Genomic DNA, 16283 nt, shown 5'->3' with positions numbered 1-16283 from the left:
TACTTCGAGTAGTCGGGTCAATCCGCTGTTATGGTGAGCCGCGTGGACGAACGGCGGGATCGGTTGCCGGCCACCGGATGGGCCGTGCTCGGGGTGCTCTCGCACGCCGAGGAGCTGTCCGGCTACGACGTGAAGAAGTGGGCCGACCACGTCGTCGCGTTCTTCTACGTCAGCCCGGCGCTGAGCCAGATCTACGGCGAGCTGCGCAGGCTCGAGGAGCTCGGCTACGTCGTCTCGCGCGCCGCGCCGCAGGACGAGCTGCGCAACAAGCGGCTCTACCGGATCACCGAGCCGGGCAGGGAGGCGTTGCGGCACTGGGTGAACCACGCCCCGGTCGACCCGACCGTGCTCAAGCACAACCTGGCGATGCGGGTCTGGCTCGGCCACCTCGCCGACCAGGACCGGCTGCGCGACCTCGCCGAGCGGCACGTCGCCGAAACCGAGCGAGCGCTTGGTGAAGTGCGGACGAGCTTGCTACGGTCGCAGGATCGCCCAGCCTGGAGCTACCCGGTGACGGTGCTCCGCTGGTGCGAGCGCTACTACCGCAGCGAGCTGGCGCTGACCAGGGAGCTGCTGACCGACCTCGGCGAGGCGCCGAACTGATTTCCGGCGCCGGAAATTCTCCTGCGCCAACGGTGTGCGGTTTCGTTCTCGCTACCCTCGATTGGCGTATACGGTGTTTAGTTAACACCGGTTACTCTGCCGGGTATGACTGCGAACGTGGGCACCCGACGTCCCCCGGTGCTGTCCGGGGCGCAACCCCTGATCGGTCACGCAGCGGAATTCCTGCGGCAGCCGATCGAACTCGTCGAACGCGGCTACCGGGAGTGCGGCGAGATCTTCACGGTCCGCATCCCCGGGCAGCGGGCCGTCATGATGATCGGCCCAGAGCACAACAGGTTCTTCTTCTCGGAGACGGACAAGCGACTGTCGATCAAGACCGCGTATCCGTTCTTCGTCAAGATGTTCGACCCCAATTTCTACTTCTTCGCCGGAAACGACGAGTACAAGCGCCAGCGCACGCTGGTGCTGCCGAGATTCCAGGGCAGGCAGCTGGCCAACTACGTCGACACCATGCTGGAGGAGATCAGGGACCTGGACCGCTGGATGGGCGACAGGGGCGAGTTCGACCTGGTGCACACCCTCGGCCCGCTGGTCATGCGGATCGCCGCGCGCGCCTTCCTCGGCCCGGAGTTCGCTGCCCAGCTGGAGAACGGCTTCTTCGAGAAGTTCCGCCGGTTCTCCGCCGGCATGGATCCCGTGATGCCCCAGTGGTTGCCGCTGCCGCACCTGGTGCGCAGCCGGTTCGCCAAGCGGGATCTGCACCGGCTGATGGGGGAGCTGATCGCGCAGCGCCGCCGGCAGCCCGTCGAGCCTGGCGACTTCCTCCAGACCCTCATCGAGGCCCGCTACGACGACGGCGACGAGGTCCCCGACCTCGTGCTGATCAACCTGATCCTGTTGTTCAGCTGGGCGGGGCACGAGACGACCACCGGCCACATCAGTTGGGCGATCATCGACCTGTTGCAGCATCCCGACGAGCTCGCGAAGGTCGTCGAGGAGGCCAGCACGGTCCTCGCCGGCACGGAAACCCCTAGCCTGCAACAGATCAGCCGGCTCCAGCACCTCGACCACGCGCTGCACGAGACCGAGCGGCTGCATCCCGTCGCGTTCACCATGGCGCGCACGGCGGCGGAGACCTTCTCCTACGGCGGCTTCGAGATCCCCAAGGGCACCATGCTGATGATCTCGCCGTCGGTGTCGCACCGGCTGCCCGACCTGTTCGACAATCCCGACGAGTTCCGCCCCGACCGGTTCGGCGACAACCCGAAGAGCAAGGGCTCGCTCGTCGGGTTCGGCGGCGGCGTGCACCGCTGCCTCGGCGTACACTTCGCCTACCTGGAAATGACTCTCGCGCTGGCTTACCTGTTGCGCGACTTCGATTTCACGCTCGTGGACACAGATCCGCAACCGATTCCCGGCGCGCACACCAAATGGCCGCAGAGCCCGTGCAGGGTGAGCTATACGAGGAAGAGCGCGTCCTGATCGATCGCGACCACGGCCGTCCCGGAACGAGCGCCGGGGCGGCTTTCATTCTTTCGGGGGGTTTCGCCTTTCTTTCTCACTCCTTCGGGTTACCCCGGTCCTGGCTCGGATGGCCGTGATCCACTCATTCACCTAACGTGCGGGGCGTTTCTGGAGGTCATCGGCCTCCGCGGTGCGGGTGAGCTGGATCGAGGAGCCCCATGCGTGTCAGGCCGGTGCGTAGGTTCGTCGCTGCCGTGGTCGCGGTCCTGCTCGGGCTGTCCAGCTTCGCGCTGGTGTCCAGCGTGGCCCCGCCCGCCGAGGCGTACCAGACCCACCCGGCAGGGTCCTGGTTCGGCAACACCGGCACGAACACATCGGCGTCCTCGACCCTGCCCTCCGGGCTCCAGGTGACCGTCGCGGTAGCGAACTCCCTCTCGATCGTCCGGCTCTCGAACAACACGGCGGGCAGCAAGGGCGTCGTGGCGGGGATGTACACCCCGGCGCTCCCCACGAGCACCCCGTTCATCGTGTTGAACACCGATCCGCAGGGATCGGGGTGTTTCAACTCGAGCCAGTGCGGGGACTTCGCCACGCTGACCGTGTCGTTCAACCGCCCCGTACGCAATCCCGTGCTCCACCTGACGGGCATCGGCGCCAAACTCGGCGCCGGGAACAGCCAGGTCCAGCACCGGCTCACCTCCTCGGCGCCGACCGGAGCCTCGCTGTCCGCGGTCGCCTCGGGGGCGACCAACCTCCAGGTGTCCGGCGGCAACACCATCCAGGTCATCAACAAGCGAAGCAACACCGTCTGCAACAGCTCCACGCCGGGCGGCTCCACAGCAGGATGCGGCAGCGTCCCCGTCAACGGCACCGTCTCGTCACTGACCTTCGCCGTCAACCAGACCGGCGACGGCGGCGCGCAGATCACCGGCGACGAGTACCTGCTCGGCGTCACGGCCGACGAGAACTTCGGCGACGCCCCGGCCAGCTACGACGCGGGCACCGCCGCCAGTCACATCGTCAGCGACCTGCGAATGGGCGCCAGGGTCGACCCGAACAACACCGACGTCCTCAACACCGGCCAGGTCACGCCGAGCCCGAACGCGGTCGCCCCCGGCGCGGACATCACCTCGGCGCACACCGACGGCATCACGAAACCGTTGCCACGGCTGGCGACCTCCGACGTCGGGAAGACCTACAGCCTCACCACCTCGCTGTCCGGCGCGTCCCAGGCCGGCCGGGTCTGCGGCTGGATCGACTTCAACCGCAACGGAGTCTTCGACAACCCCGGTGAGCGCGCCTGCGCCGACTTCGCCGCGGGGGCCACGTCGGTGACGCTCAGCTGGACCGTGCCGAACACCATCGTCGCCGGCTACACCTACGCCCGACTGCGGGCGGGCTACGACACCACCCAGGTGCAGAGCCCGACCGGACTGGCCGACAGCGGCGAGGTCGAGGACTACCGCCTCCCGATCGAGTCCGTCCTGTTCGAGAAGAAGGCCGACAAGTCCACCGCGAACCCGGGTGACAAGGTCACCTACACGGTGACGGTGAACAACAACGGCCCGGTCGACGTCAGCGGCGTGCAGTTCCAGGACGACCTGACCAAGGTCCTGGACGACGCCACCTGGAACAACGACGCGGTCGCCCGACCCGCCGGCGGCACCATCACCGCGGCCATGCCGAACCTGACCTGGGCGGGCACCGTCAAGGCCGGCCAGACCATTACCGTCACCTACTCGGTCACGGTGAAGAACCCGAACACCGGGGACAACCAGCTCGTCAATGGAATCCGCACCAACACCGGCAACTGCCAGACCGGGTCGACCGATCCGAAGTGCACCACCACGGTCAACACGCCGGGCATGGAGCTGAACAAGACGGCCGACAAGTCCTCGGCGAACCCCGGCGACACGGTGAAGTACACGGTCACCGTCCGCAACACCGGCAAGACCCCGTTGACCAACGCCAACTTCACCGACGACCTCACCAACGTCATCGACGACGCGACGGTCAACACCGGCAGCGTCACCTCGAGCGTCGGCTCGGCGACCTACACCGCGCCGAAGCTGTCCTGGACCGGCACCCTGGCGGTCGGCGCGACGGCGACGGTCACCTACACCGTGACCGTGAAGAACCCGGTGACGGGGGACTTCAAGCTGGTCAACGCGGTCACCTCCACCACGCCGGGCAACAACTGTCCGAGCGGGTCGACGGACCCGAAGTGCACGACGTCGACGCCGATCTCGGGGCTGCGCATCGCGAAGGTGCCCAGCAAGTCGTCGGCGAACCCCGGCGACACGGTGACCTACACGGTGACCGTGACCAACACCGGTCAGACCGTGCAGACCAACGCGACCTTCACCGACGACCTGTCCAAGGTCGTCGACGACGCGACGTTCAACAACGACCAGGCCATCAACCCGTCCACGGCCGGTGTGGTCAGCTACACCGCGCCGAAGCTGACGTGGACGGGCAACCTTGCCGTCGGGGCGTCGGTGACGGTGACGTACTCGGTGACGGTGCACAACCCGGTCACCGGCGATCACAAGCTGACCAACACGATCACGTCGACGACGCCGGGCAACAACTGTGTCGCGGGCTCGACGGATCCGTTGTGTTCCACCACGACGCCGATCTCGGGCATCGAGATCACCAAGGTGCCGAGCAAGACCAGCGCCAACCCCGGCGACACGGTGACCTACACGGTGACCGTGCGCAACACCGGCCAGACCACGGTCACCAACGCCACGTTCACCGACGATCTGTCGAAGGTGATCGACGACGCGACGTTCAACGCGGGCAGCATCACCGCGAGTCCCGGCACCGCGACCTACAGCGCGCCGAAGCTGACCTGGACCGGCACCTTGGCGGTCGGCGCGACTGCGACAGTGACCTACTCGGTGACGGTGAACAACCCCGACACCGGGGACCACAAGCTGGACAACGTGGTCACGTCCACGACCCCGGGCAGTAACTGCCCGACCGGGTCGACGGACCCCAAGTGCACGACCTCGACGCCGGTGTCCGGGTTGACGATCGCCAAGACGTCCGGCAAGGCCTCGGCGAACCCCGGCGACACGGTGACCTACACCGTCACGGTGACCAACACCGGTCAGACCGTGCAGACCAACGCGACCTTCACCGACGATCTGTCCAAGGTGGTCGACGACGCGACTTTCAACGCGGGCAGCATCACCGCGAGCGCGGGCGCGGCGACCTACAGCGCGCCGAAGCTGACCTGGACGGGCACCCTCGCCGTCGGCGAGGCCGCGACGATCACCTACACGGTGACGGTCAACAACCCGGACACCGGGGATCACAAGCTGGACAACGTGGTGACGTCCACGACGCCTGGCAACAACTGTCCGACCGGCTCGACGGATCCCAAGTGCACGACGTCCACGCCGGTCTCGGGCATGCAGATCACCAAGGTGCCCAACAAGTCCAGCGCCAACCCCGGTGACACCGTCCAGTACACGGTGACCGTGAAGAACACTGGACAGACGCCGCTGTCCGGCGCGACCTTCACCGACGACCTGTCCAAGGTCGTGGACGACGCGACGGTCAACGCGGGCAGCATCACCGCGGACAAGGGCGCGGCCACCTACGCCGCTCCGAAGCTCACCTGGACCGGCGACATCCCCGTCGGCGCGACGGCGACGGTCACCTACACGGTGACGGTCAACAACCCGGACACCGGGGATCACAAGCTGGACAACGTGGTGACGTCCACGACGCCAGGCAACAACTGCCCGACCGGCTCGACCGATCCCAAGTGCGCGACGTCCACGCCGGTGTCCGGGCTGCGCATCGTCAAGTCGGTCGACCGCACCCAGGTCGTGCCCGGCGACACGCTCACCTACACGGTGACGGTGACCAACACGGGGCAGACCGTTCAGAACGGCGCGACGTTCACCGACGACCTCACGCAGGTGATCGACGACGCGACCTTCAACACGGGCAGCATCACCGCGAGTCCCGGCACGGCAACCTATGCCGCGCCGAAGCTGACCTGGACCGGGGACCTGGCCGTCGGCGCGAAGGCGACGATCACCTACACGGTCACGGTGAAGAACCCCGACCCCGGCGACAAGAAGCTCAACAACGTGGTCACCTCGACCACGCCGGGCAACAACTGTCCCCCCGGCTCAACGGATCCGTCGTGCAGCACCACCACGCCCGGCAAGGAAATGACGGTCAAGAAGACCTCGGACAAGGCGACGGCGAACCCTGGCGACACGGTGACCTACACGGTGACGGTCACCAACACCGGCCAGGTGCCGCTCACGGGAGCGCAGGCGGCATCGTTCACCGACAACCTGTCCAACGTCATCGACGACGCGACGTTCACCACGGGCAGCATCACCGCGAGCGTCGGCACCGCCACCTACACCGCGCCGAACCTGGCGTGGACCGGGGACCTGGCCATCGGCGCGACGGCCACGGTGACGTACTCGGTGCGGGTGAACAACCCGATCACCGGCGACCACCAGCTCAGCAACGTGGTCAGCACGCCGGTTCCGGGCAACTGTGAACCGGGCTCCACCAATCCCGACTGCTCCACCAAGACACCCCTGCCCGGGATGGAGATCGAGAAGAAGGCCGACAAGGCGTCCGCGAACCCCGGCGACACGGTCACCTACACCGTGACGGTCCGCAACACCGGAAAGACCGTGTTGACCGGCGCGACCTTCACCGACGACCTCACGAACGTCATCGACGACGCGACCTTCAACGCTGGCAGCATCACCGCCAGTCCTGGCGCGGCGACCTACAGCGCGCCGAAGCTCACCTGGACCGGCGATCTCCCGCTCGGCGCGACGGCGACGATCACCTACACGGTCACGGTGAACAACCCAGCGGCCGGCGACCACAAGCTGGCAAACGTAGTCACCTCGACCACGCCAGGCAACAACTGCCCGACCGGGTCGACGGATCCCAAGTGCGGGACGTCGACGCCGGTGTCGGGCATCGAGATCCGCAAGGCGGCCGACAAGACCGACGCCAAGCCCGGCGACAAGGTCACCTACACGGTCACGGTCCACAACACCGGCCAAACGGTGTTGACCGGAGCCACCTTCACCGACGACCTCACGCAGGTGGTCGACGACGCCACGTTCAACAACGACCAGTCCGCCACGATCGGCACGCCCACCTACGCGGCCCCGAAGCTGACGTGGACCGGGAATCTGCCCGTTGGCGCGACATCGACGGTCACCTACAGCGTCACGGTGAACAATCCCGTCAAGGGCGATTTCAAGCTCACCAACGTGGTCACCACCACGACCCCCGGCGGCAACTGCCCGGTGGGATCGAAGGATCCCAAGTGCGGCACCACAACGCCGATCGCGGGCCTGGAGATCACCAAGGTCGCCGACAAGGCGAACGCCAAGCCGGGCGACAAGGTGACCTACACGGTGACGGTGAAGAACACCGGTCAGACCGTCCAGACCGGCGCGACCTTCACTGACGACCTGACCAAGGTCATCGACGACGCGACCTTCAACAGCGATGAGTCCGCGACCATCGGCACGGCGACCTACGCGGCTCCGAAGCTGACGTGGTTGGGCGACCTGCCGATCGGGTCGACGGCGACGGTCAAGTACAGCGTGACGGTGAACAACCCGGTCAAGGGCGATTTCAAGCTCACCAACGTGGTCACGTCCACCACTCCTGGCGGCAACTGCCCGCCGGGGTCCACGGATCCCAAGTGCGGGACCACAACGCCGATCGCCGGCCTGGAGATCACGAAAGTCACCGACAAGAAGGACGCGAAGCCCGGCGACAAGGTCACCTACACGGTGACGGTGAAGAACACCGGTCAGACCGTGCAGACCGGTGCCACCTTCACCGATGACCTGACTCAGGTCGTGGACGACGCCACGTTCAACAACGATCAGTCCGCCACCATCGGCACGCCCACTTACACGGCCCCGAAGCTGACGTGGGTCGGTGACCTGCCGATCGGGTCGACCGCGACCATCACATACAGCGTGACGGTGAACAACCCGGTCAAGGGTGATTTCAAGCTGACGAACGTGGTCACCTCGGACACTCCTGGCGGCAACTGCCCACCTGGTTCCACAGACCCGAAGTGCGGCACCACGACGCCGATCGCCGGTCTGGAGATCACGAAGGTCGCGGACAAGAAGGACGCGAAGCCGGGCGACAAGGTGACCTACACCGTGACGGTGAAGAACACCGGTCAGACCGTGCAGACGGGCGCGACGTTCACCGACGACCTGTCCAAGGTCATCGATGACGCGACCTTCAACAATGATCAGTCGGCGACCATCGGCACGCCGACCTATGCGGCTCCGAAGTTGACGTGGTTGGGCGACCTGCCGATCGGCGCGACCTCGACGGTCACGTACAGCGTGACGGTGAACAACCCGGTCAAGGGTGACTTCAAGCTGATGAACGTGGTCACGTCCGACACTCCTGGCGGTAACTGTCCGCCCGGTTCCACAGACCCGAAGTGCGGCACCACAACGCCGATCGCCGGTCTGGAGATCCACAAGGTCGCCGACAAGGCGAATGCGAAGCCGGGCGACAAGGTCACCTACACCGTGACGGTGAAGAACACCGGTCAGACCGTCCAGACCGGTGCCACCTTCACTGACGACCTCACGCAGGTGGTCGACGACGCCACGTTCAACAACGATCAGTCGGCCACCATTGGCACGCCGACCTACACGGCGCCGAAGTTGACGTGGGTTGGTGACCTGCCGATCGGGTCAACCTCGACGGTGACCTACAGCGTGACGGTGAACAACCCGGTCAAGGGCGATTTCAAGCTCACCAACGTGGTCACCTCTGACACTCCCGGCGGTAACTGTCCGCCGGGGTCCACGGATCCCAAGTGCGGGACCACAACGCCGATCGCGGGCCTGGAAATCATCAAGGTCGCGGACAAGACCCACGCCAAGCCTGGCGACAAGGTGACCTACACCGTCACCGTCAAGAACACCGGTCAGACTGTGCAGACCGGCGCGACCTTCACCGACGACCTGACCAAGGTCATCGACGACGCCACCTTCAACAACGATCAGTCGGCGACCATCGGCACGCCCACCTACGCGGCTCCGAAGTTGACGTGGGTCGGCGATCTACCGATCGGTGCGACGTCGACGGTCACGTACAGCGTGACGGTGAACAACCCGGTCAAGGGTGACTTCAAGCTGACGAACGTGGTCGCCTCCGACACTCCTGGCGGTAACTGTCCGCCGGGGTCCACGGATCCCAAGTGCGGGACCACAACGCCGATCGCGGGTTTGGAGATCACGAAGGTCGCGGACAAGAAGGACGCGAAGCCTGGCGACAAGGTGACCTACACCGTGACGGTGAAGAACACGGGTCAGACCGTCCAGACCGGTGCCACCTTCACCGACGACCTAACCAAGGTCATCGACGACGCGACCTTCGACAACGATCAGTCGGCGACCATCGGCACGCCCACTTACACCGCGCCGAAGCTGACCTGGGTCGGCGACCTGCCCATCGGCGCGACGGCGACGGTCACCTACAGCGTGACGGTAAACAACCCCATCAAGGGCGACTTCACCTTGCTCAACGCCGTCACCTCCGATACCCCAGGCGGTAACTGCCCACCCGGTTCCACGGATCCCAAGTGCGGCACCACAACGCCGATCGCTGGCTTGGAGATTACGAAGATCGCCGACAAGAAGGATGCCAAGCCGGGCGACAAGGTCACCTACACCGTGACGGTGAAGAACACCGGTCAGACCGTGCAGACCGGTGCCACCTTCACCGATGACCTGACCAAGGTCGTCGATGACGCCACGTTCAACAACGATCAGTCCGCCACGATCGGCACGCCGACTTACGCCGCGCCGAAACTCACGTGGGTCGGCAATCTACCAATCGGCGCGACGGCGACGGTGACCTACAGCGTGACGGTGAACAACCCGGTCAAGGGCGATTTCAAGCTCACCAACGTGGTCACCTCCGATACCCCTGGCGGTAACTGTCCGCCCGGTTCCACGGACCCGAAGTGCGGCACCACAACGCCGATCGCCGGTCTGGAGATCGACAAGGTCGTCGACAAGCAGGACGCTAAGCCGGGTGACAAGGTCACCTACACCGTGACGGTGAAGAACACCGGTCAGACCGTGCAGACCGGTGCCACCTTCACTGACGACCTGACCAAGGTCATCGACGACGCCACCTTCGACAACGACCAGTCCGCGACCATCGGCACGCCCACCTACGCGGCTCCGAAGCTCACGTGGGTCGGTGACCTGCCGATTGGCGCGATGGCGACGGTGACCTACAGCGTGACGGTGAGCAACCCGGTCAAGGGCGATTTCAAGCTCACCAACGTGGTCACCTCCGACACCCCCGGCAACAACTGTCCGCCCGGTTCGACGGACCCGAAGTGCGGCAAGACAACGCCCATCGCCGGCCTGGAGATCACCAAGACCGCAGGACGCGACGGTGCGAAGCCGACCGATCCGCTCAAGCCCGGCGACACCGTGAAGTACACGGTCACGGTGAAGAACACCGGTCAGACCGTCCAGACGGGCGCGACCTTCACCGACGATCTCACCAAGGTCCTGGATGATGCGAAGTTCAACAACGACCAGGCCGCCACCATCGGCGCGAAACCCACCTACACAGCGCCATATCTGACCTGGACGGGTGATCTCCCGATCGGCGCGACCGCGACGATCACCTACAGCGTCAAGGTGAACAACCCGATCACCGGCGACCACAAGCTCATCAACGCGATTACCTCCGACACTCCTGGCGGAAATTGCCCGCCGGGGTCCACGGATCCCAAGTGCAGCACCGTCACCCCGTTGCCGGGCATGACGATCCAGAAGAAGGCCGACACCACCCAGGCCAAGCCGGGCGACAAGGTCACCTACACCATCACCGTCACCAACAGCGGCCAGACCGAGCTGACCGGCGCGACCTTCACCGACGACATGACCCAGGTCATCGACGACGCGAAGTACAACGCCGACGCCAAGGCCACCACCGGTGCCACCACCTACACCGCGCCGAAGCTGACCTGGACCGGCGACCTGGCCATCGGCGCGACCGCGACCGTCACCTACACGGTCACCGTGAACGACCCACCCACCGGCGACAAGAAGCTCGGCAACGTGGTCACCTCCACCACGCCGGGCAACAACTGTCCGGTGCCGATGCCAACACGCCTTGACTCCGCCGCCGACCGGCTCGACCCGAGGTGTTCGACCACGGTGTTGGTGCCGCGCCTGGACATCGTGAAGAAGGCCGACAAGGCCGACACCAAGCCGGGCGACAAGGTCACCTACACGGTGACCGCGACCAACAGCGGTCAGACCGTCCTCACAGCCGCGACCTTCACCGACGACCTGACCGGCGTCCTGCCCAACGCCGCCTACAACGCCGACGCCAAGGCGACCATCGGCTCGACCACCTACACCGCGCCGAAGCTGACTTGGACAGGGGATCTGGCGATCGGCGCGTCGGTCACGGTCACCTACTCCGTGACGGTCAAGGAGAACCCCGCCGGCACCTTCCAGCTGCGCAACGCCGTCGGCTCGACCACGCCGGGCGCCAGCTGCCCGCCGGGATCCACCGACCCCAAGTGCACCACCACCACGCCGATCGCGGGTGTGGCGATCGAGAAGACCTCCGACAGCAAGCAAGCGGGCCCCGGTGACCTGGTGACCTACAAGGTGACTGTTCGCAACACCGGCCAGACCGTCGTCAAGGACGCGACCTTCACCGACGACCTGACCGGGGTCCTGGACAACGCCGCCTACAACGCCGACGCCAAGGCCACCATCGGCTCAACCACCTACACCGCACCGAAGTTGACGTGGACCGGCGACCTCCCGGTCGGGGCGACGGCCACCGTCACCTACAGCGTCAAGGTCAACGACTCCGTCGGCGGCGACCGCGCGTTGCGCAACGCCGTCCTCTCCACCACGCCCGGCAACAACTGCCCGCCGGGGTCCGCCGATCCCAGGTGCGCCACGACCACCCCGTTGCAGCCTAGTCCGGAGCCGGTCGTGGCCTTCACCGGCGCGGTGGTCTACCCGGTGCTGCTCGGCGGCTTGGCGCTGTTGATGGCCGGCGGCCTGTTCGTGCTCGGCGCCCGCAGGCGCGGGAGCAGGCGATGAACCATCCATCATCCGCGAAGGGAACTGACTTCTCCGTGCGTCACCGTTCAGCTCACGCAGCAGTTGTCCTGACGGCCGCGGCGCTCGGCGCGCCGGTGCTGCTCGTGCAGCCGGCCACCGCCGACCCGGCCGCGCCGCCGTCGCTGTCCATCAGCATCGACGACGGTCAGCAGAAGGTCGGCAGGGGTGCCGAACTGACCTACCTTGTCAAGATCAGCAACATGGGAACGTCCACTGTGGATGGTCTGCGATTGACACAGAGCATGCCGCCGGGCCTCCGCTTCGTCTCGGCGGACCACGACGGTCGGCAGGGCGACCAGCTGATCGAGTGGACGGTCTCGCTGCCGCCGAACTCCGATGTCACGGTGGTGGGCAAGGGAAAGCTCGATTCGGTGCCGTCCGGCACGACGCGGCTGGCGGCGTCGGCGTGCGCCTACGTCGGCGGCGAGGACCGGCCGACGGTGTGCTCGACGGACTCCGACGAGCTGGACGCGACCGCGCTCGCCGCCGCCCCTGGCTCGTCCACCGGCTGGTGGTACTGGGCGGGCGGCATCCTGGTCGCGTTGGCCGCCGCGGCCGCCGCCGCCGTGCTGATCCGCCGTCGCCGGCCAGCTGCCGCCACCGCCACCGAGCCGGAGTCGGCGCACGCGCAGGTCTGACGCCGTGGCGACGGGTCAGTGGCTGGTCCGGTAGCGCTGCTCGGGCCGCCCCTGGCCGCCGTAGCGCAGGCTCAGCTCCACGACGCCCTGTTGGGTCAGATAGGACAGGTACCGCTGCGCCGTCGGGCGGCTGACGCCGACCAGCGCGGCCACCTCGGCGGCGGAGACGTCCGCCGCCGCGCGCTGCACGGCGTCGCGGACCAGCGCCATCGTGGGCGCGGAGTGCCGCTTGGGCAGCGTCGCCGACGGCGGGGTGCGCATGGTGGCGTAGAGGGCGTCGACGTCGTCCTGGCTGGCCTCGCCGAGCTGGTGCAGCCGCCTGCGCAGATCGCGGTAGGCGACCAGTCGGTCCTGGAGCTTGCCGAACCCGAACGGCTTGACCAGGTAGTGCACCGCGCCGAGCTGCATGGCCTTGCGGACGCTCTGCACGTCCCGTGCTGCGGTGATCACGATGAAGTCGGGGTGCGGCATGGCTTCCTCGGCGACGGCGCGGACGACGTCGAGGCCGTGCCCGTCCGGCAGGTACAGGTCCAGCAGGACGAGGTCGGGCCGCAGTCGCCCGATCGCCGCGGCGGCCTCGGCCGCGTTGTGCGCCTCGCCGACGACGGTGAACTCGCCGACCCTGTTCACGTAGGCGGCGTGGATGCCGGCGACGCGGTAGTCGTCGTCGACGACGAGGGTGCGGATCATCGGGTCACTCCGAGGTTCGCTCCAGAGGCCGCTCCAGGGGATGCTCCGAGCTCCGCTCCGGTTGACGCGTCGGCCGCGTGATCGGCCGCGTGATCGGCGGCGTCGTCGGAAGCACCACCGGAACCCCGGTCGGACGCGTGGTCAGGCAGCGTGACGGTGAAGACCGGGCCGGGTCCCTCGGACACCGTGATCTGCCCGTCCAGCCTGCGCGCGAGCCGCCGCACGATGGCAAGGCCGAGTCCCCGGTCGAGGTTGGCGCGGGTCGGTTTGGTGGTGAACCCGGACTGGAAGATCGAGTCGTCCGCGCCGACCGGGATGCCCGGTCCGGTGTCGCTGACCCGGATGAACAGCTGGTCCGCCTCGCTGCGCAGCCGGATGGTCACGTGCGCTGGCGACGGACCGCCTGCCGCCGCGTCGATGGCGTTGTCGATGAGGTTGCCGAGAATCGTGACCACGGCGTGCCGCTCGGCGAGTAGACCGTCCACAAAGGAGTCTTCGGTGAGCAGCAGCGCGACGTCGCGCTCGGCCGCGACGGACGCCTTGGCGACCACGAGCGCGGCGACCATTGGATCGCCGATCTTGTCGCTGACGGACTCGGCGAAGCCCTCCGCGATGCCGGAGGTGTCGGTCAGGTAGTCGAGCGCCTCGTCGGTGCGGCCGAGTTCGAGCAGCCCGGCGATGGTGTGCAGGCGGTTGGCGAACTCGTGCTGCTGGGCGCGCAGCGCGTCGGTGAGCCCCCTGGTGCTGGTCAGCTCGCGCAGCAGACCCTCCGTCTCGGTGCGGTCGCGCAGGGTGGCGACGGCGCCGAGCGCCTGCCCGCGCAGGTTCACCGCCATCCGGTTGACCACCAGGCAGTGCTCGTCGGTGAGCACGATCTGGTCGGTGCCCTCGACGGACCCGGACAGCACGTCGCGGAGGCAGCCGTCGGGCAGCAGCGCGTCGAGCCGCTGGCCGATGGCGCTGCCCGGCAGCCCGAGCAGCCTGCGGGCCTCGTCGTTGATGAGCGTGACGCGGCCGTCCTGGTCGAAGGTGACCACGCCCTCGCGGACGCCGTGCAGCATCGCCTCGCGTTCCTGGAGCAGGGACGCGATTTCGTGTAGTTCCAGGCCGAATGTCGTTTTCTTGAGGCGCCTGGCGAGCAGCAGCGACACCGCGGCGCCGAAGCAGAGCGCGAGCGCGGTGTAGAGGGCGACGGGTGGCAGTTCCAGCCACCACTGGCCGACGACCCTGTCCTCGAGGATGCCGGCGGACACCTCGCCGATCGGCCTGCCGTCCGAACCGAACACGGGGGCGCGGCCGTTCGCGGAGTCGCCGAGGCTGCCTGGGTCGGTGCGGACGTGCGTGTGGCCGTCCAGCGCGACGACGGGCTCCTCGATCTTCTTGTCGATCTGCGCGGGAGTCGGGTGCGAGAGCCGGATGCCGTCGCGGTCGATGACCACGACGTAGCGGACGGCGTCGACGTCGTGCCGGATCTGCTCGGCCAGCGCCTGGACGGTGCCCGAAGGGTCCGCGCCGGCCGCCACGGCCGCGCGCACCTGGGGCAGGGCGGCGACGGTCTCGGCGATGGCCAGCGCGCGCTGTTCGTACTGGGTGTCCAGGGTGGCGCGGGTTTGTTGTGCGTACAGCACGAAGCCGATCACCATGGTGATGATCAGGATGGTCAGCTGGCTGACCAGAATCCGGGTGGACAGCTTTGTGCTGCGCCTCACGTGACACTCCGTAACCATTTTGCTTACTGAGTGGGTTAAGTGTGCAACACGGGCGGGTTAATAGGGAGGGCCTGACCGCGAGCAAAAGGCTCACAACCACGAGAAATGCGCGCTAACCGCACAAGCCGCGCATGGATCGCCCTCGCCGTCGCCGCTGCCTACGGTCCTGTGCACCACGTCACACCCGGCAGCGCAAGGCGGAGCAATGGCCACTTCTCGAAGCCAGGAGAGCCCCGGTGGCAGCGGCACCGGAGCCATCGAACTCAGGAACGTCACCAAGCGGTTCCGCACCCCGGACGGCGGCGCGTACACCGCGCTGCGCGACCTCGACCTGACCGTCGCCCCCGGCGAGTTCTGCGCGGTCGTCGGCCCGACCGGCTGCGGCAAGTCCACGACGCTGACCCTGGTCGCCGGCCTCGAACGGGCCACCGAGGGACAGGTGCTCGTCGACGACAGCCCGGTGCGGGGCATCGGCTCCGGCATCGGGTTCGTCTTCCAGACCGACGCGGTGCTGCCGTGGAAGACCGTGCTGGCCAACGTCGCCGCGGGCCCGCTGTTCCGGGGCGAGGCGCGCAAGGACGCGCTCGCCGCCGCCAGGGACTGGCTGCGCAGGGTCGGCCTGTCCGGGTTCGAGAACCACCACCCGCACCAGCTCTCCGGCGGCATGCGCAAGCGCGTCGCGCTCGCCCAGAGCCTGATCAACGAGCCGAGAATCCTGTTGATGGACGAGCCGTTCAGTGCCCTGGACGTGCAGACCCGCTCCATCATGTCCGACGAGCTGCTCGCGCTCTGGGAGGTCACCAGGCCCTCGGTCGTGTTCGTCACGCACGACCTCGAAGAGGCCATCGCCTTGGCGGACAAGGTGGTCGTGCTGACGGCGGGCCCCGCGACCGTGAAGGACGTCTTCACCGTCGACCTGCCGAGGCCCCGCACGGTCCAGGAGATCCGGTTCGAACCCCGGTTCGTCGAGCTGTACCAACAGATCTGGGAGTCGCTGCGCGACGAGGTCCAGGTCGCCTACGCCCGCACCGCCACCCTCGCGAAGTGACCAGGAG

Annotated in this window: 7 protein-coding genes; 5 read left to right on the top strand and 2 right to left on the bottom strand. The window is 67.2% G+C overall.

Going from position 1 to position 16283, the window contains the following annotated elements; all coding sequences use genetic code 11:
• Positions 1 to 42 precede the first annotated feature (42 nt).
• The 4 genes from F0L68_RS35235 (at position 43) to F0L68_RS35220 (ending at position 12829) form a co-directional block, all read left to right on the top strand.
• On the top strand, positions 43 to 603 hold the full coding sequence (locus F0L68_RS35235; RefSeq protein ID WP_223199420.1) for a helix-turn-helix transcriptional regulator: 561 nt from the start codon (positions 43 to 45) through the stop codon (positions 601 to 603).
• Positions 604 to 708: 105 nt separating this feature from the next.
• A complete protein-coding gene (locus F0L68_RS35230; RefSeq protein WP_223199419.1) occupies positions 709 to 2046 on the top strand; it encodes a cytochrome P450 in 1338 nt (445 codons plus the stop codon).
• Between the two features lie 200 nt (positions 2047 to 2246).
• The gene (locus F0L68_RS35225; protein ID WP_149854225.1) at positions 2247 to 12170 is read left to right on the top strand and encodes a DUF7927 domain-containing protein; all 9924 of its coding nucleotides are present in this window, start codon (positions 2247 to 2249) and stop codon (positions 12168 to 12170) included.
• Between the two features lie 35 nt (positions 12171 to 12205).
• Positions 12206 to 12829: a DUF11 domain-containing protein gene (locus tag F0L68_RS35220; RefSeq protein ID WP_188317001.1), complete on the top strand. Its 624-nt coding sequence runs from the start codon at positions 12206 to 12208 to the stop codon at positions 12827 to 12829.
• Between the two features lie 15 nt (positions 12830 to 12844).
• On the opposite strand, the gene F0L68_RS35215 is transcribed toward F0L68_RS35220, so the two are convergent.
• Both F0L68_RS35215 and F0L68_RS35210 read right to left on the bottom strand, forming a co-directional pair.
• Positions 12845 to 13519 carry a response regulator gene (locus F0L68_RS35215; protein WP_149854223.1) on the bottom strand — a complete coding sequence of 225 codons (675 nt, stop codon included), beginning with the start codon at positions 13517 to 13519 and terminating at the stop codon, positions 12845 to 12847.
• Positions 13516 to 15228 (bottom strand): ATP-binding protein, encoded by a 1713-nt coding sequence (locus tag F0L68_RS35210; protein ID WP_188317000.1) that lies wholly within the window; start codon positions 15226 to 15228, stop codon positions 13516 to 13518. Before F0L68_RS35210 ends, F0L68_RS35215 begins: the two co-directional genes overlap by 4 nt.
• Before the next feature lie 205 nt (positions 15229 to 15433).
• On the opposite strand from F0L68_RS35210, the gene F0L68_RS35205 reads away from it, so the two are divergent.
• The gene (locus F0L68_RS35205) at positions 15434 to 16276 is read left to right on the top strand and encodes an ABC transporter ATP-binding protein (protein WP_149854221.1); all 843 of its coding nucleotides are present in this window, start codon (positions 15434 to 15436) and stop codon (positions 16274 to 16276) included.
• The last annotated feature ends 7 nt before the right edge of the window (positions 16277 to 16283 follow it).

The sequence above is a fragment of the Solihabitans fulvus genome, assembly GCF_008386585.1.
In the GTDB taxonomy this organism is placed as follows: domain Bacteria; phylum Actinomycetota; class Actinomycetes; order Mycobacteriales; family Pseudonocardiaceae; genus Solihabitans; species Solihabitans fulvus.
Note: the sequence above shows the minus strand (reverse complement) of the source record. Positions and strands in the feature narration are given on the sequence as shown.

Bases quoted from the DNA above. Each gene is read 5' to 3' on its own strand.
- F0L68_RS35230 (WP_223199419.1), top strand. From the start codon at position 709: ATGACTGCGAACGTGGGCACCCGACGTCCCCCGGTGCTGTCCGGGGCG.
- F0L68_RS35225 (WP_149854225.1), top strand. From the start codon at position 2,247: ATGCGTGTCAGGCCGGTGCGTAGGTTCGTCGCTGCCGTGGTCGCGGTC.
- F0L68_RS35215 (WP_149854223.1), bottom strand. From the start codon at position 13,519: ATGATCCGCACCCTCGTCGTCGACGACGACTACCGCGTCGCCGGCATC.
- F0L68_RS35205 (WP_149854221.1), top strand. From the start codon at position 15,434: ATGGCCACTTCTCGAAGCCAGGAGAGCCCCGGTGGCAGCGGCACCGGA.